The organism is Ideonella oryzae (assembly GCF_024055665.1).
Lineage (GTDB): Bacteria > Pseudomonadota > Gammaproteobacteria > Burkholderiales > Burkholderiaceae_C > Ideonella > Ideonella oryzae.
Genome location: NZ_JAMXMC010000009.1, coordinates 143752 through 159153, shown reverse-complemented (window position 1 = coordinate 159153; position 15402 = coordinate 143752). Strand labels below are relative to the sequence as shown.

Here is a 15402-nt window from a genome sequence, read left to right as displayed (position 1 = left end):
TGAACACATTGCCAGGCTAGATTGGCGATGTGTTCAATCGGCGGGGGCCACCATGGACGACATCGACCGGGAACTGATCGCGCTGCTGCGGGCCAACGCCCGCACGCCGGTGGCGGCGCTGGCCAAGGCCCTGGGCGTGGCGCGCGGCACGGTGCAGAACCGCCTGGCCCGGCTGGAGGCGGCCGGCACCATCACCGGCTACACGGTGCGCCTGAAGCCCCAGACCGACAGCCAGCGCATCGCCGCCTGGATGACCATCGCGGTGGAGGGCAACCGGGCCGACGCGGTGCTGCGCGCGCTGCGCGGCGACCCGGCGGTGGCCACGCTGCACACCACCAACGGCCGCTGGGACATGGTGGCCGAGCTGCGCGCCGACAGCCTGGAGGCCTTCGACCGGGTGCTGGGCCGCATCCGCCAGATCGAGGGCATCGCCCACACGGAAACCAGCCTGCTGCTGTCCACCCACAAGCTGTGATGAGGCCGGCGGGCAGGTATAAGAACGGCCACGCCCGTATCCCGTCTCCCCCGTTCGGAACCGACCATGCAACGTCGCACCCTGCTGCTGTCTTCTGCCTCCACCCTCGGTCTGGCCGCGGCCGGCGCCGCCGCTCAGGCCGCTGCGCCGACGCCGGAGGGTCAGGCCCCGGCCACCACCCTGGCGGCCCAGCTGGTGGCCGGGCGGCTGCGCAGCGAGGACCTGGTCCAGGACTGCCTGCAGCGCATCGAGGCCCTCGACCGCCAGGGCCCGCACCTCAACAGCATCATCGAGCTCAACCCCGAGGCCCTGGACATCGCCCGCGCGCTGGACGCCGAGCGGGCCCGCAACACCCTGCACGGCCCGCTGCACGGGCTGCCGGTGCTGCTCAAGGACAACATCGCCACCGGCGACCGCATGAGCACCAGCGCCGGCTCGCTGGCGTTGGACGGTGTGCGGGCCGCGCGCGACGCCCACCTGGTCAAGCGCCTGCGCGAGGCCGGCGCCGTCATCCTGGGCAAGACCAACCTCAGCGAGTGGGCCAACATCCGCTCCACCCGTTCCACCAGCGGCTGGAGCGGCCGCGGTGGCCTCACCCGCAACCCCTATGCGCTGGACCGCAGCACCAGCGGCTCCAGCGCGGGCACCGGCGCGGCCATCGCGGCGGGCCTGGCCCCGCTGGGCGTGGGCACCGAGACGGACGGCTCCATCGTCTCGCCGGCCTCGATCTGCGGCCTGGTGGGGCTCAAGCCCACGGTGGGCCGCATCAGCCGCGACGGCATCATCCCCATCGCCCACAGCCAGGACACCGCCGGGCCGATGACCCGCAGCGTGGCCGATGCGGCCCTGCTCTACCTGGCGCTGTCCGGCCCCGACGCGCAGGACGCCGCCACCGCCCAGGTCCCCCCGCCCCGGCCGGGGGACGGCATGTTCCAGCGCCAGGCCCTGCGTGGCGCCCGCCTGGGCGTGGCCCGGTCCTTCTTCACCGGCTTCGACGAGGCCGACGCGCTGGTGGACAAGATGATCGCCCTGCTCAAGGCCCAGGGGGCCGAGGTCATCGACCCGGTGGACCTGCCGCAGCCCTCGCCGGCCTTCAACGACGCCGAGCTGGACGTGATGCTCTACGAGCTCAAACACGACCTGGCCCAGTGGCTGGCCACCTTTGCGCCGCAGGCGCCGGTGAAGAACCTGGCCGACGTGATTGCCTTCAACGAGGCCCACCGTGAGCGCGAGATGGCCTGGTTCGGCCAGGAGCTCTTCACCAAGGCCCAGGCCCTGGGCGGGCTGGACACGTCGGCCTATCGCGAGGCCCTGGCCCTGTGCCGCCGCCAGTCGCGCGACGAAGGGCTGGACAAGGTGTTCCAGGCCCACCGGCTGGACGCCCTGGTGGCGCCCACCGGCGGCCTGGCCTGGCTGATCGACCCGATCGCCAGCGACCACTATGGGTCCAGCTTTTCGACCCTGCCGGCGGTGGCGGGCTACCCGCACCTGACGGTGCCGGCCGGCCTGGTGCGCGGCCTGCCGCTGGGCCTGTCCTTCGTCGGGCCGGCCTGGAGCGAATGGAAGCTGCTCAGCCTGGGCCTGCACTTCGAGCAGGTGAGCCGGGCCCGTCAGGCGCCAGCCTTCACGCCCCGGACGGTGCCGCTGTGACCAGCCAGCGGGCCAGGCCGCTGAAGCTGGCAAAGGCCAGCAGCGTGCTGGCCAGGATGATGCGGGCCACGCGGGCGGTGTCGGCGCCGTAGCGCTCGGTCAGCAGGGCCACGTTGCTGGCGCTGGGCAGGGCGGCGGTCAGGGTCAGGGCCAGCAGGGCGGGGTCGCCCAGCGGCAGGCCGGCGGCCTGCAGGGCCCGGCCGCCGGCCCAGACCCCGGCCGGGTGCAGCACGAGCTTGAGCAGCACCTCCGGCAGCACCCGGCGGAAGGGCGCCACCACCCGGGCCAGCCGGTGCGGCCCCAGGGCTTCGCCATGGGCGCCGGTGTGCGGCGTGGCCCGCCACAGCACCGCGCCGATGGTGAACAGGGCCACCGGGCTGGCGGCGTCGGCCAGCAGGTTGACGATGCCGGTCACTAGCGCGGGCAACTGCAGCTTCAAGCCACCCATCAGGGCGCCCAGGCCGATGGCCCAGGGCAGGGGGTTGGACAGGGCGCCACGCAGCGAGCGCAGCACGGCCGCGCCGGCGTGGTCGCCATGGCCGCCCAGGGCCTGGGACAGGGCCACGCAGACCGAGCTGGTGACGATCATGTCAGCCAGCACGGTGCAGATCACCGGGCCGGCGGCGGCCGGCCCCAGCAGGGCCACCAGCAGGGGCACGCCCATGAAGCCGCTGTTGGGAAAGGCGGCCACCAGGGCGCCGAAGGCGGCGTCCGCGCCGGGCACGTCGCGCGCCCGGGCCCAGGCCACGCTCAGGCCGACCACCGTCAGGCCCACCACCAGGTACAGGCCCAGCAGCAGCGGGTCGAACAGCGTGGCCACCGGGGTGCGCCAGCCAAAGCGCAGCAGCAGGGCCGGCAGGGCAAAGTACAGCACGAAGCTGTTGAGCCCCGGCACCGCCTGGGCCGGCAGCAGCTGGCGGCGGGCGGCCCACCAGCCCAGCAGGATCAGGGCGAAGAAGGGCGTGGTGACGGAGAGGATGGCGCTCACGGTGGGGCGGGGGGGGCGGGCCGGCGCCCCAGTATCTCCCGCGGTGCCCGGCCCAGTGACCCACAGGGCTGGGGGCTTACCCCAGGGTCTGGGGTGGTGCGAGCCCGTCCATCCGGGGCAGGGTCACGCGCACCCGCAGGCCTGGGCCCTGGCGCGCATCCAGCAGGGTGAGCTGGCCTCCGTGGCGGCGGGCGATGTCGTGGGCGATGGCCAAGCCCAGGCCGCTGCCGGTGCCGCGAGCCCCGGTGCCACGCTGGAAGCGCTGCAGGGCGGTCTCCCGTTCAGCGGGGGGGATGCCCGGCCCGTTGTCCTCCACCTCCAGCCACGCCACGGCGCCCTCGCAGCCGGTGCGCACGGTGACCTGGGGGTGCTCGCCCGCATAGCAGGCGCAGTTGTGCAGCAGGTTCTCCAGCAGCTCGCGCAGCAGAAAGGCCTGGCCGCGCACCGGTGCCGGCTGCAGCTCGAAATCCAGCTCGGGCTCCGACGGGCCGCCGGGCAGACGGGTCACCCAGTCCTGGGCCACCTGGGTGACCACGGCGCGCAGGTCCAGGGGCTGGGGGGACTGGGGGGTTTCGGCCTCGGCGCGGGCCAGGGCCAGCATCTGGTGGGCCAGCCGGGCGCTGCGGTCCACCGCCCGTTGCAGGCGTTGCAGCAGTGGCGTGAGCTGGGGATCGTGCGGTTCCAGCAGGGCCAGGTCGATCTCGGTGCGCAGGGCCGTCAGCGGGGTGCGCAGCTGGTGGGCGGCGTTGGCCAGGAATTCCCGCTGGGTGGCCGCCGCCTGGCTCAGGCGGGTGAACAGGCGGTTGAAGGCCGCGATCAGCGGGCTGAGCTCGCTGGGCACGGTCGCGTCCAGCGGGTCCAGCCGGTCCAGGTCGCGGCGCTCCACCTCCTGGCCCAGGCGCTGGACGGGGCGCAGGCCCTGCCAGATGACGCCCCAGCCGGCCAGCATCAGCAGGGCGCAGAGCATCAGCATGACCAGCCCCGTGGCCATGAGCAGCTGGCGCTGCAGGCCGTCGCGTTTGTGCAGGGTCTCGGCCACGAAGACCTGGCAGACCGCGGTGCCCGGGCCGCAGCGGGCACCCAGCTGGGCCAGTCGCACCGGCTCGCCTTCGAGGGTCCGGGTCGAGAAGCGCCAGTGGCCGGCTTCCAGCGGTGGATCGGCCTGGGCCAGGGCCTGCAGCGAGGCGTCGCCCTGCAGTGGCTGATGGCTCGGGGCCAGGGCCAGGTAGAACACGCGGTCCTGGCGGTCGAAGCGCAGGGCCTGGTCGGTGGCCGGGGAGACCTCCATGGCCAGCTGGCCGTCCTGGCTGTGGACCAGGGGCACCAACGACAGGGCGGTGTCCCCCAGCGATTCGTCCAGCCAGTCCATGGCCGTGCCGTGCAGCAGGCGGTACAGACCCAGACCCAGCAGCGGGGTGATGGCCAGCACAGGCACCACCAACCACAGCGCCAGGCGCCATTTGAGGCTGCGCGGCGGCTGGGCCGCCGACCTCACGGGTGCGCCTCTTCCAGCAGGTAGCCCAGGCCGCGCAGCGTGCGCAGGCGCAGCCCGGCGGGTTCGATCTTGGCCCGCAGGCGCGAAATGCAGACCTCGATGGCGTTGTCCGACACGCCCTGTTCCCAACCGACGCTGGCCTGGGCCAGCTGGTCCTTGGCCACCACCTTGTCGGCACGCGCCAGCAGAAAGCCCAGCACCTCCCATTCGCGGGCGGACAGGGCCAGCGGCGCGTCGCCGATGTAGGCGCGGCGGGCCTCCAGGTCCATGCGCAGGGTGCCCAGTTGCAGGCCGTTGCCCAGGCGGGTGCGGCTGCGCCGCACCAGGGCCCGGGCGCGGGCGATCAATTCGTTGAGCGAGAAGGGCTTGACCAGGTAGTCGTCGCCACCGCCTTCCAGGCCGCGCACCCGGTCTTCAATGGCATCGCGTGCGGTCAGGAACAGCACCGGCAGCTGGCTGCCCTGGGCCCGCACCCGGCGCAGGGTCTCGAAGCCGTCGATGCCCGCCAGGCCGATGTCCAGGATCAGCAGGTCGTACGGGTCCTGGGCGATGGACAAGGGCACCGGTTCACCGCGGGCGGAGCAATCGACCTCCCAGCCTTGCGTGCGCAGGGCCCGGGCGGTGGACTCGGCCAGCCATTCGTCGTCTTCGACCAGGAGAATTCGCATGGGCGCCAGCATAGCGGGAGCGTCGCTCAAGCCCAGGGGGTTAGCTTGCGGCAAGCTGTCCTTTCCCGCGAGGCCTCAGTGCATCAGCGCGTCGGCACCGGCCATGGCCAGCCGGTGGTCCGGCAGGTCGGCGGCCAGGGCGTCCGGATCCAGGTCCAGGTGGGTGACAAGGGCCTCCTGGGTCTGGCGCAGACCTTCGGCCGGGTCGGCGCCCATGTCCTGGTGGTCGGCGATCACGCTGGCCAGGCGCAGCACCGCGCCCAGGCGCGAGAACGGCCGCGAGCCCAGCGGGTCCACCGCGGCACCGAAGGCGGTGATCAGCACGGTGGGGAAGCGCCAGTGGCGCGCCAGTTCGGCAGTGATCTCGGGGTGGGCGCAGCCCAGGATGCCCGACTCGAAATCGATGCGGCTGTCGGGGGCCAGCGCGTGGCGGCTGACCTCGGCCGCGCCGGCCGGGTCCACCATGGCCATCAGGATCTCGCCGGTGCGCAGCATCAGGCCGCCCAGGTAGGCCACCGCCGGGTCCACGCCCAAGCGCGGGGCGATGGCCTGGGCATAGCTGGCCACGGCCAGCGTGCCGCGCCAGAAGGCCAGGCGATCAAAGCCCTCCAAATGGGGAAAGGCGCCCATCACGCTGACCGACAGGGTCAGCTCGCGCAGGGCGCGCAGGCCCAGCAGGGCGGCGGCATCGTGCAGGTTGTCCACCTCGCGCCGCGGCGCGGCGTGGGCCGAGTTGGCGTAGCGCAGCACCCGTGCGGCCAGGGCCTGGTCGCGGCCGATCAGGCCGGACAACTCGCCCAGGGAGAGATCCTCCCGGCCGAAGGTGTCCATCAGCTGGCAGGCCACTTCGGGCATCGCCGGCAGGGAGGCGGCCTTCTTGACGTAGGGATCGGTGAGCGACACGGGAACTCCGGCGGAATGGGCGGGCGATGACGCATCATCGTCCGCACCCACCCAACCGTGAGCGTCGAAAACCGCGCCCATCGCCCCTGTTTTCTGCGGCGACGCCGCGGGTGTGACATCTGACGCACCGCCGCCTGTCGGGCGGCCGTGCGTCAGCCGGCCGCCTGGCCGACCAGGCCTTCCCGGGTGGATTCGCGCACCCGCGCACCCATCCAGATCTTCATCAGCATGCGGAAGAAGGGCTCGCCCGTCATCGTCTCGCCGATGTGCTGGCCGTTGAGCGTCATGTCGGTGTGGTTGGTCGCCGGGGTGTAGTCCAGGGTCACGAAATCGCCCTTCATCAGCTTGCTGCGGTTGCTGAAGGCCGAGCCGAACTGGGCAATCTGGATGAAATTGCCGGCGATCTCGTCCGAGGTGGCGTTCTTGCGCAACCGGTCGATGAAGGTGTTGGAGAGGTCCTTGGCCGAGATGTCGCGCAGGCTGTAGAAGCACAGGCGCTTGGGGCCGGGCTCGGCCAACGCACCTTCGACCGTGGTGTGCTTGCGCTGCAGGTACAGGGCCACCACCGTGGTGCGCACCGAGAGAATGAAGGACACGGCCGCGCCATTGAGCAGCAGCGGCTTGCCCCCCAGCGCAAAGGTGGGATCGAACTTGAACCCTTCGACTTCCAGGGGCGTGCCTGCGTTGGCCGGCGTCTGGCTCTGGGCCCAGGCGGAGGCTGCCGCCGGGGCGGACAACATCAGGAGCAGGGCGTCACGACGGGAAGAGGGCATGGCGATGGGGGGCGATGAGAGAGCAGGAAACAATTCTGTGGCAAGTTACCGACAAAACAGGGCTTTTCTCGAAGACATGCCGGCTTCGCTCACGGTAATGTAAGCAACTTACCGTGAACTGTACAAAAACGCCCACATGTCGTTGTCCCTGTTTTCCCGTGTCTGTGGTCTGGCGCTGACTGTCGTCGCTGCCGGTGCCGCCCATGCCACCGAAGGTCAGCAGCTGCGAGCCCTGCTGGGGGCCCCCGGCCAGGAGATGACGGTGCCCCAGAACCCTGGCCTGTATGGCCAGCTCTGGTACCAGCACTACGAGGCCACCCGCTTCCAGGACGGCAAGGGCCACGCCCAGGCCATCGACGTCGGCAATGGGGTCGAGGCGGTGCGCGGCGGGGCCATCGAGGCCAATGTGGTGGTGCCCCGGCTGACCTACATCAGCGAGACCTACTGGGGCGAAGGGCGCCTGGGCGTGTCGGCGACGCTGCCCCTGATCGACCTGTCGGCCCACACCACGCTGACGGGGCGTTTCCCCACCGGCTTCCCGGACGCGATGAAGCCCGCCGTGCAGGCCCAGCTCAATGCCGCTGCCGCGGCTGCTTCGGACCAAACGACGGCCCAGGGCGACATGGAGATCGCGCCCTTCGTCGACTTTCAGGACGACGCCTCCCGCGTGGTGCTGATGGCCGCCTTCGTGGTGCCCACCGGCGACTACAACGCCAACAACGTGGTCAATGCCGGCGCGGGCCACTTCTGGACCTGGCGCCCGGGTTTCGTCTACGGACGTGCCTGGGACAACGGCCTGGAGTTCGGCACCCGCATGACCTACTCCTTCAACGGTGTGAACACGGCCACCCATGTGCGCTCGGGCCAGTACCTGCACGCCGACTACTCGCTGCTGTACCGCTACAACGACCTGTGGCGCTTCGGCCTGCAGGGCTATGCGGTCAAGCAGTTCACCAAGGACACCGGCCCCGACGTGGCCGCCGACGGCAACAAGGCGCAGACCTTCGCCCTGGGGCCCTCGGTGGGCTACCAGTCCGAGGACGGCGAGTTCGCCGCCGAACTCAAGGTGCTGCCGGAATTCCATGTGCGCAACCGGCCCGAAGGCACGACGAGCTGGCTGCGGCTGATGTTCCGGCTGGATTGACCCTCGACCAGAGCGGGCGGGCTGAGGGCGCTCCCTCCACCTTGCTGAGGATGGTGCGGCGCGGGCGCGGGCGTGGCGTGTGCCGTCCCGCCCTACAGTCGCGGGCTTCCCCACAGCATCGCCCCGCACCGAGGGGCCCCTGATGAACAAGCGTGATCGCCAGCGGCTGGGCCAGCGCCTGCAGAAGATGGCCCTGGCCCTGGCCCCCGACCTGCCCAACGGGGGCCTGAACCCACCGGCCACCGAGGCCGAGATGGCCGCCGCCGAGGAGGCCCTGGGCCTGCCGCTGCCGGCCGGCGTGCGCCAGCTCTACGGCATGGCCAACGGCATGCAGCATGGCACCGAGCTGCTGGCCGGCTACCGCTGGTTGCCGCTGCTGGATCCGGAGATGCTGTCGCTCTGGCGTGTGGCCCAGCAGGCCGCTGCCGACCCGACGATGCGCGAGATCGTCCGCGAGCAGCGCAAGAACATCAACGAAGCCGGTGGTGCCGTCTTCAACACCTTCGCGTTGCCCCGGCGGGTGCCGGTGGCCACCCTGGGCGGCGACGAATGCCTGGTGCTGGACCTGAACCCGGCCAAGGCCGGCAAGCGCGGGCAGGTGGTGGCCTTCGACGTCTCCGACGACGGCACGCCGGCCATCCTGGCGGGCGATCTGCCGGGGCTGTTCCTGTCAGTGCTGAAGAACTGGGAGTCCGGGGCGCTGCAGCGCGATGCTGAGGGCGTGTGGGGCAGCACCTTGCCGGGCTTGAGCGTGGCGCAGTTGCTGGCCGGCGCCTCGCCCTCGCGCCGCTTGTCAGACGATGAGCTGTGGGCGCGCATCGAGGCGCTGTGGTGCCGGCTGTGCCCGGAATTGCCGAACGGCGGGTTCCGGCCAGGGCTGACGCATGAGCAGATCATTGCCCACAGATATACAGGGCCGATCTACTCAAGAACCATGACGCCCTTCTTGTCGTGGTGTCAGGAGCCGCTCTACTACCGGCACGATGGCATGGAGCGCGAAGCGCCGCCGCTGTTCGCGGGCATGGGGCGTTGGATGCCCTACGAGGAGCAGCGTGCGTTCTGGGTAGTTCAGCGGACTCGCTGCCCGCTCAATGGCATTGCCAACCCCATCGGCATCCACGAGGACGGTCGGCGCTTTGTCGAATCCATTCCCCTGGTGCGCTACACCGTCACACCGGACTGGAAGACCCGCCAGGAGGTGGCGCCGAGCGTGGAGCACTATTTGGAGCGGGTGTACTTCGCGGTCACTGAAGGGCGCATCCATTGGGACGGGGGCACCCGGCAATGGCGGTTCACGGCAGATGGATCCGTGCTCGACGGTCCCCTGGATGGCGGCAGGACGTATGAGTCCCACATGCCTGAACCCACATTCGATGTGAACGGACGGGTGATCTCTGGGTAGCTGCGCCGAAACGCGGGCGGCGACCTTTTACCTCCGCCCGTACATCATCTGCCGCGCCAGCGCGTGGCGCGCAGGCGGCAGGGCCTGCAGGGCGGCCAGGCCCAGGCCGCGCAGGGCGCCCAGGCCGGGCCACTGCCAGGTGAAGCTGCGGGCCAGGAAGTCGGTCGCGGCGATCATGCTCCAGCGGTCCGGCGCGCGCTGCCATTCGATGCGGCGCAGCGCGGCGTCCACGTCCTGCGCGTGGCGCAGGGCCTGCACCAGCGCGAAGGCGTCGCGCAGACCCAGGTTCAGGCCCTGGCCGGCCACCGGGTGCAGGGTCTGGGCCGCGTTGCCGATGCGCACCTGGCGGCCCTGCACCAGCGTGCGCTCGGCATTCAGGCCCAGGGCGAAGCACTTGAGCGGGCCCACCCCCGTCAGCCGGCCCACCGCGCTGGGCAGCAGGCTGTTGATGACGGTCAGGCGCTGGGTCTCGTCCAGGGTGGCCACCGGGTCGTCCTGGCTGGGCACGCACCACACCAGCGAGGCGCGGCGCGTGCCATCGGCCGCGGGCTTGAGCGGCAGCAGGGCCAGCGGCCCATGGCGGGTGAAGCGCTCCATGGCCAGGCCCGGCGGCATGTCGTGGTCCAGCGTCACCGGGCCCACCCAGGCGTTCTGGTGGTAGTCGCGCACCACGGCCTTGCGGGCCTGTTCGGCGAAGACGCCGCCCTCGGCCACCACCGCCAGGTCGAAGGTCTCGACGATGCCGGCGTCCACCTCGACCCCGCCATGCTCGGGCAGGTTCTTCAGGCCCGCCACCGGCGTGCCGAAGCGCATCGCACAACGGCCCGGCTGGGCGGCGCAGGCCGCCACCCAGGCGGCCTGCAGCGGCGCCACCACCTGGCCATAGGACAGCACCGCGCCCAGCATGGGCACGGCCTGCTCCTGCGCGCTGATGCGCACCTCGGCCTGCGGCAACTGGCGACCGAAGACCCCGTTGAAGGTGGGCGGCACCTGCGAAACATGCACCTGGGTGATGGGCTGGGCCACGCCCTCGGGCCAGGCCTTCAGGCGCTGCAGCAACTGCACGCTGCCCAGCGACAGGGCCAGGGTGCGCGGGTCGCCCGACACATCCTTTTCGGCCGGGCGGGCATCGAAGACGGTGACGGCGGCCTCGGGCCATTCGCGCGCGGCCAGCAGGGCCAGGGCCAGGCCGGCCGGGCCGGCGCCGATGACGGCCAGGCGCAGCGGGCGCAGGGCCGGGGGAGCGGAGGTGGGGGTGTCCATGGGCAGGCTCGTCAGAACAGGGGGCTGGACGCTCCGGCCCCGACGCGTATTATTCGCCGCGCCGGCGAGGGGCCGGCGGATGCCTGGGAGCCGAGCATGGGCCTGATGGATTTCATCAAGAAACAGTTCATCGACGTCATCGAGTGGACCGAGGAGGGCGATGGCACCCTGGCCTGGCGCTACCCCATGGCCGACCATGAAATCCAGTACGGCGGCTCGCTGACGGTGCGCGAGAGCCAGATGGCCGTGTTTGTCAACGAAGGCCAGGTGGCCGATGTGTTCGGCCCGGGCCGCCACACGCTGACCACCCAGACCCTGCCGCTGCTGACCAACCTGAAGAACTGGGACAAGCTGTTCCAGTCGCCCTTCAAGAGCGACGTCTACTTTTTCAGCACCCGCCAGCAGATCGACCAGCGCTGGGGCACCAGCCAGCCGGTCACCTTGCGCGACAAGGACTTCGGCGCGGTGCGGCTGCGCGCCTTCGGCAACTACAGCTACCGCATCACCGACCCCAAGCGCTTCCACACCGAGATCTCCGGCACGCGCGAGCGATACACCGCGGCCGACCTGGACGGCCAGCTGCGCGGTCTGATGCTGCAGCACATCAGCGACGCGGTGGCGCAGAGCGGCGTGCCCTTCCTGGACCTGGCGGCCAACCAGGTCGAGTTCGCCCAGCAGCTGCAGCAGGCCACCGCGCCGTCCTTCGAGGCCCTGGGCCTGAAGCTCGAGGGCGTGACCGTGCAGAACGTCTCGCTGCCCGAGGAACTGCAGAAGATCCTGGACCAGAAGATCGGCATGGGCATGGTGGGCCAGAACATGGGCCAGTTCATGCAGTACCAGACGGCCCAGGCCATCCCCAAGCTGGCCGAGGGCGTGGGCCAGGGCGGCAGCGTGGCGGGCGACGCCATGGGCCTGGGGGCCGGCGTGGCGCTGGGCCAGGTGCTGGCGCAACAGCTCGGGCAGGGCCTGGGCGGCGCGGCGGCCGCCGCTGCGGGGGCCGTTGGGATCCAGCCCGACGAGATCATGGCCACGCTGGAGAAGCTGGGCGAGCTCAAGGCCAAGGGCATCCTCACCGACGAGGAATTCGCGGCCAAGAAGGCCGAGCTGCTGAAGAAGCTGGTCTGAGCACGCCGCTGTTGTTCGCGTGACCGAGCCGTCTTCCACGCCGCGGCCCCAGCGGGCCTGGCGCGCGCTGTGCCCCAACTGCGGGGCGCCGGTCGAGTTCGCTTCGGCGGCCTCGGCCAGCGCCGTCTGCAGCTTCTGCCGCAGCACCCTGGTGCGCGAGGGCGAGGCCCTGCGCCGCATCGGCGTCAGCGCCGAACTGTTCGATGACCACAGCCCGCTGCAGCTGGGCGCCACCGGCCGCCACCAGGGCGTGGGCTTCACGCTGGTGGGCCGGCTGCAGTACCGCTACCCCGAGGGCACCTGGAACGAATGGCACCTGCTGTTCGACGCCGGGGCCGACGCGCCACCCCGCCCGGCCTGGCTGAGCGAGGACAACGGCGCCTATGTGCTGAGCTTCGACCAGCCGCCGCTGGCCGAGCCCCCGGCGCTGGATGGCTGGTTCGCCGGCCAGCGGGTGCTGGTGGATGGCCGGGCCTGGAGCGTGGCCTCGGTGCAGACGGCCTCGCTGATCGCCGCCCAGGGCGAGCTGCCTCGGCCGCCGAAGCTGCAGGGCAGCTTCACCGTGGTGGACCTGCGCAACGAGCGCGGCGAGGTGGGCACGCTGGACGACGCCGACGGCACGCCGCTGCAATGGGCCATCGGCCGCAGCGTGGCGCTGGCCGAGCTGGCGCTGCAGGGCTTGAAGGAGAGCAGCGAGAAGACGGTGGCCGGCCGCAGCTTCGCCTGCCCCAGCTGCGGTGCCGCCATGGCGCCCACGCTGGCCAGCACGCAAAGCCTCACTTGCGCGCAGTGCCATGCGGTGGTGGACATCTCCCTGGGCCTGGGGGCCGACCTGGCCTGCTACGCCCAGGCCAACAGCGGCGCGGGCGGGCTGGAGCCGCAGATCCCGCTGGGCCGCACCGGCCGGCTGGCGCTGGGCGCGGAGGGGCCGCTGGACTGGCAGGTGGTGGGCTACCAGGAGCGCTGCGACCTGCCCGCGCCGGGCAGCGACGACGAGCAGACCTTCTGGCGCGAGTACCTGCTCTACCACCGCACCGCGGGCTTCGCCTTCCTGGTGGATGCCGAGGACGGCTGGAGCTGGGTGCGGCCGCTGACGGGCGTGCCGACGGTGCGCGGCGAGCAGGCCATGCTGGAGGGACGGGTGTTCCGCCAGCGCTGGCGCTACGACGCCAAGGTCACCTGGGTGCAGGGCGAGTTCTACTGGCGGGTGCAGCGCGACGAGCGCGCCACAGTCACCGATTACGACGGCCCGGCCGGCGCGGTGCTCTCGCGCGAGGAGACCGGGCGCGAGGTGGTCTGGTCGCTGGGCCGCACGCTGGAGGCGGGCGCGGTGCAGACCGCCTTCGGCCTGAGCGGCCCGGCTGCCGCGGCGCTGCGGCGCGACGCCACCCCGTTGACCGGCAAGGGCGGCGGGCTCAGCCAGGGGCTGATCATCCTGATCGTGGTGGTCGTGGTGATGCTGCTGATGAGCCGCTGCGGCAGCGAGGACGCCTGCAGTGACGAACGCGCCACCTTCGGCCCGGCCAGCACCGAATACCAGCAGTGCCTGGCCCGGCAGCAGCGCTCGGGCGGCTTCAGCACCGGCACGGGCGGCGGCTCGTTCGGCGGCTTTTCAACCGGCGGGGGCGGGCACAAGTGAGTGCCGCGCCCCGGCCTTCGCGGAGGATGGAACGATGATCATGAGCTGGGACTGGCTGCACCCCGACGTGGTGCTGGGCTCGGTGCTGTACGCGCTCCTGGGCGTGGCGCTGCTGTGGGTGAGCTTCGCGGTGATCGACAAGATCACCCCCTACAAGCTGTGGGAGGAGATCGTCGAGCACAAGAACGTGGCGCTGGGCATCGTGGTGGCCGGCATGTTCATCGCCATCGGCCAGATCGTGGCCGCCGCCATCCACGGATGACCGTTTCTGTTCCACCGGACGTGCCCGGCGCCCCCGCGCGCGACGAGGCGCCGAGCACCGTCTCGGCCGCCGAGGTGCTGCTGCTGGCCTCGGTCTTCGTCATCGCGGCCTGCGGCCTGGTCTATGAGCTGAGCGCCGGCGCGCTGGCCAGCTACCTGCTGGGCGACTCTGTGCTGCAGTTCTCCACCATCATCGGCGCCTACCTGGCGGCCATGGGGGTGGGTTCCTGGCTCTCGCGCTTCATCGACCGCCAGCTGGTGGCGCAGTTCCTGCGCATCGAGCTGCTGGTGGGCGTGGTGGGCGGCACGCTGCCGGCGGCTCTGTTCATCGCCCACTCCAGCCTGCCGGTGGCGGCACAGGCGCCCTTCCTGGTGCTGCTCTACGCGCTGGTGGTCCTGGTGGGCGTGCTGGTGGGGCTGGAGATCCCGCTGGTCATGCGCATCCTCAAGCGCCACTTCCAGGCCCGCTACGGGCTGAAGGACCTGGTCTCGCAGGTGCTCACCTTCGACTACCTGGGCGCGCTGGTGGTGGCTCTGGCCTTCCCGCTGCTGCTGGTGCCGCACCTGGGGCTGATCCGCACCGGCTTCTTCTTCGGCCTGCTCAACGCGGGCGTGGCGGTCTGGGCGCTGTGGCTGTTCCGCCGCAGCCTGCGCCACTGGCGGGCCCATGCGCTGGCCTGCGCCGCGGTGGTCGTGACGCTGCTGGCCGGCCTGGCCGGGGCCGAGCGCCTGACCACCTGGGCCGAGGACCGCTTCTACGGCGAGACCATCCTGCTGCGCGAGACCAGCGCCTACCAGCGCGTGGTCGTCACCCGCAGCCGGGCGGGCATCCGCCTGTTCCTCAACGGCAATCTGCAGTTCCATTCGCGCGACGAGTACCGCTACCACGAGGCCCTGGTGCACCCCGCCATGGCGGCCCAGGGCGCGCCCAGGAAGGTGCTGGTGCTGGGCGGGGGCGACGGCATGGCCGCGCGCGAGATCCTCAAGTACCCCTCGGTGCAGCAGGTCACCCTGGTGGAGCTGGACCCGCAGATGACGCGGCTCTTCGCCACCCAGCCGCTGCTGACGGCGCTCAACCACGGCTCGCTGACCGACCCGCGCTTGAAGGTCGTCAACGAAGATGCCTTCGGCTGGCTGGCCGCCCACGACCGGCCCGAGGATGTCTACGACGTCATCGTGATCGACTTTCCCGACCCGACCAACTTCGCGCTGGGCAAGCTCTACACCACCACCTTCTACACCCTGGTGGACCAGCACCTGGCGGCCGACGGCTATGCGGTGGTGCAGACCACCTCGCCGCTGGTGGCGCGCAAGAGCTTCTGGACGGTGGCGGCCACGCTGGAGGCGGTGGGCCTCACCACCACCCCGTACCACGCCGATGTGCCCAGCTTCGGCGAATGGGGCTTCATCCTGGCCAGCCACCGGCCCTGGCACCCGCCGGCCGCGCTGCCGCCGGGCCTGCGCTTCCTGACCCTGTCGGGCCTGCCGGCGCTGTTCGACTTCCCGCCCGACATGGCCCGGGTGCCGGCCGAGCCCAACCGCCTGTCCACCCAGGGCCTGGTCCACACCTTCGAAGAGGAGTGGGGCCAGGTGCACCAGCCGTGAGGGCCGCGCCG

14 protein-coding genes are annotated in these 15402 nt (G+C 71.4%); 8 read left to right on the top strand and 6 right to left on the bottom strand.

The genetic code is table 11. The features are described from left to right. The first annotated feature begins 52 nt into the window (after nt 1–52). The gene (locus tag M0L44_RS16350; RefSeq protein WP_022978770.1) at nt 53–475 is read left to right on the top strand and encodes an Lrp/AsnC family transcriptional regulator; all 423 of its coding nucleotides are present in this window, start codon (nt 53–55) and stop codon (nt 473–475) included. Nucleotides 476–541: 66 nt separating this feature from the next. Then, nucleotides 542–2125 carry an amidase gene (locus M0L44_RS16345; protein ID WP_252770875.1) on the top strand — a complete coding sequence of 528 codons (1584 nt, stop codon included), beginning with the start codon at nt 542–544 and terminating at the stop codon, nt 2123–2125. On the opposite strand, the gene M0L44_RS16340 is transcribed toward M0L44_RS16345, so the two are convergent. The 5 genes from M0L44_RS16340 to M0L44_RS16320 all read right to left on the bottom strand — a co-directional run bounded on the left by M0L44_RS16340 (nt 2100) and on the right by M0L44_RS16320 (nt 6952). Then, a complete protein-coding gene (locus M0L44_RS16340) occupies nt 2100–3113 on the bottom strand; it encodes an AEC family transporter (protein WP_252770874.1) in 1014 nt (337 codons plus the stop codon). The two genes, M0L44_RS16345 and M0L44_RS16340, sit on opposite strands and share 26 nt — an antisense overlap. 76 nt (nt 3114–3189) lie before the next feature. Further along, nucleotides 3190–4608, bottom strand: a complete 1419-nt coding sequence (locus M0L44_RS16335; RefSeq protein WP_252770873.1) for a sensor histidine kinase — start codon at nt 4606–4608, stop codon at nt 3190–3192. Then, complete coding sequence (locus tag M0L44_RS16330) at nt 4605–5276, bottom strand: response regulator (RefSeq protein ID WP_252770872.1); 672 nt, start codon at nt 5274–5276, stop codon at nt 4605–4607. The genes M0L44_RS16335 and M0L44_RS16330 overlap by 4 nt, the downstream gene beginning before the upstream one ends. A gap of 75 nt (nt 5277–5351) precedes the next feature. Then, on the bottom strand, nt 5352–6179 hold the full coding sequence (locus tag M0L44_RS16325; RefSeq protein ID WP_252770871.1) for an HDOD domain-containing protein: 828 nt from the start codon (nt 6177–6179) through the stop codon (nt 5352–5354). A gap of 152 nt (nt 6180–6331) precedes the next feature. Next, nucleotides 6332–6952, bottom strand: a complete 621-nt coding sequence (locus M0L44_RS16320; protein ID WP_252770870.1) for a chalcone isomerase family protein — start codon at nt 6950–6952, stop codon at nt 6332–6334. A gap of 136 nt (nt 6953–7088) precedes the next feature. Here M0L44_RS16320 and M0L44_RS16315 point away from each other — a divergent pair, with 136 nt between their 5' ends. Together M0L44_RS16315 and M0L44_RS16310 are read left to right on the top strand one after the other, a co-directional pair. Beyond that, nucleotides 7089–8096: a SphA family protein gene (locus M0L44_RS16315; RefSeq protein ID WP_252770869.1), complete on the top strand. Its 1008-nt coding sequence runs from the start codon at nt 7089–7091 to the stop codon at nt 8094–8096. 142 nt (nt 8097–8238) lie between these two features. Then, complete coding sequence (locus M0L44_RS16310) at nt 8239–9498, top strand: SMI1/KNR4 family protein (RefSeq protein ID WP_252770868.1); 1260 nt, start codon at nt 8239–8241, stop codon at nt 9496–9498. A 27-nt stretch (nt 9499–9525) separates the two neighbouring features. Here M0L44_RS16310 and M0L44_RS16305 read toward each other — a convergent pair whose 3' ends face one another. Then, nucleotides 9526–10761: an FAD-dependent monooxygenase gene (locus tag M0L44_RS16305; RefSeq protein ID WP_252770867.1), complete on the bottom strand. Its 1236-nt coding sequence runs from the start codon at nt 10759–10761 to the stop codon at nt 9526–9528. Between the two features lie 96 nt (nt 10762–10857). On the opposite strand from M0L44_RS16305, the gene M0L44_RS16300 reads away from it, so the two are divergent. From M0L44_RS16300 to M0L44_RS16285, 4 genes are read left to right on the top strand one after another with little or no spacing between them, the layout of a single operon-like run. After that, nucleotides 10858–11886, top strand: a complete 1029-nt coding sequence (locus M0L44_RS16300) for an SPFH domain-containing protein (RefSeq protein WP_252770866.1) — start codon at nt 10858–10860, stop codon at nt 11884–11886. Between the two features lie 19 nt (nt 11887–11905). Next, nucleotides 11906–13525: a DUF4178 domain-containing protein gene (locus M0L44_RS16295; RefSeq protein ID WP_252770865.1), complete on the top strand. Its 1620-nt coding sequence runs from the start codon at nt 11906–11908 to the stop codon at nt 13523–13525. Between the two features lie 34 nt (nt 13526–13559). Further along, a complete protein-coding gene (locus M0L44_RS16290; RefSeq protein WP_435526433.1) occupies nt 13560–13787 on the top strand; it encodes a DUF350 domain-containing protein in 228 nt (75 codons plus the stop codon). Then, entirely contained in the window at nt 13784–15391 is a 1608-nt protein-coding gene (locus tag M0L44_RS16285; protein ID WP_252770864.1) for a polyamine aminopropyltransferase, read from the top strand. The genes M0L44_RS16290 and M0L44_RS16285 overlap by 4 nt, the downstream gene beginning before the upstream one ends. Nucleotides 15392–15402 lie beyond the last annotated feature (11 nt).

Bases quoted from the DNA above. Each gene is read 5' to 3' on its own strand.
- M0L44_RS16350 (WP_022978770.1), top strand. From the start codon at position 53: ATGGACGACATCGACCGGGAACTGATCGCGCTGCTGCGGGCCAACGCC.
- M0L44_RS16345 (WP_252770875.1), top strand. From the start codon at position 542: ATGCAACGTCGCACCCTGCTGCTGTCTTCTGCCTCCACCCTCGGTCTG.
- M0L44_RS16330 (WP_252770872.1), bottom strand. From the start codon at position 5,276: ATGCGAATTCTCCTGGTCGAAGACGACGAATGGCTGGCCGAGTCCACC.
- M0L44_RS16320 (WP_252770870.1), bottom strand. From the start codon at position 6,952: ATGCCCTCTTCCCGTCGTGACGCCCTGCTCCTGATGTTGTCCGCCCCG.
- M0L44_RS16315 (WP_252770869.1), top strand. From the start codon at position 7,089: ATGTCGTTGTCCCTGTTTTCCCGTGTCTGTGGTCTGGCGCTGACTGTC.
- M0L44_RS16310 (WP_252770868.1), top strand. From the start codon at position 8,239: ATGAACAAGCGTGATCGCCAGCGGCTGGGCCAGCGCCTGCAGAAGATG.
- M0L44_RS16305 (WP_252770867.1), bottom strand. From the start codon at position 10,761: ATGGACACCCCCACCTCCGCTCCCCCGGCCCTGCGCCCGCTGCGCCTG.
- M0L44_RS16300 (WP_252770866.1), top strand. From the start codon at position 10,858: ATGGGCCTGATGGATTTCATCAAGAAACAGTTCATCGACGTCATCGAG.
- M0L44_RS16290 (WP_435526433.1), top strand. From the start codon at position 13,560: ATGATCATGAGCTGGGACTGGCTGCACCCCGACGTGGTGCTGGGCTCG.
- M0L44_RS16285 (WP_252770864.1), top strand. From the start codon at position 13,784: ATGACCGTTTCTGTTCCACCGGACGTGCCCGGCGCCCCCGCGCGCGAC.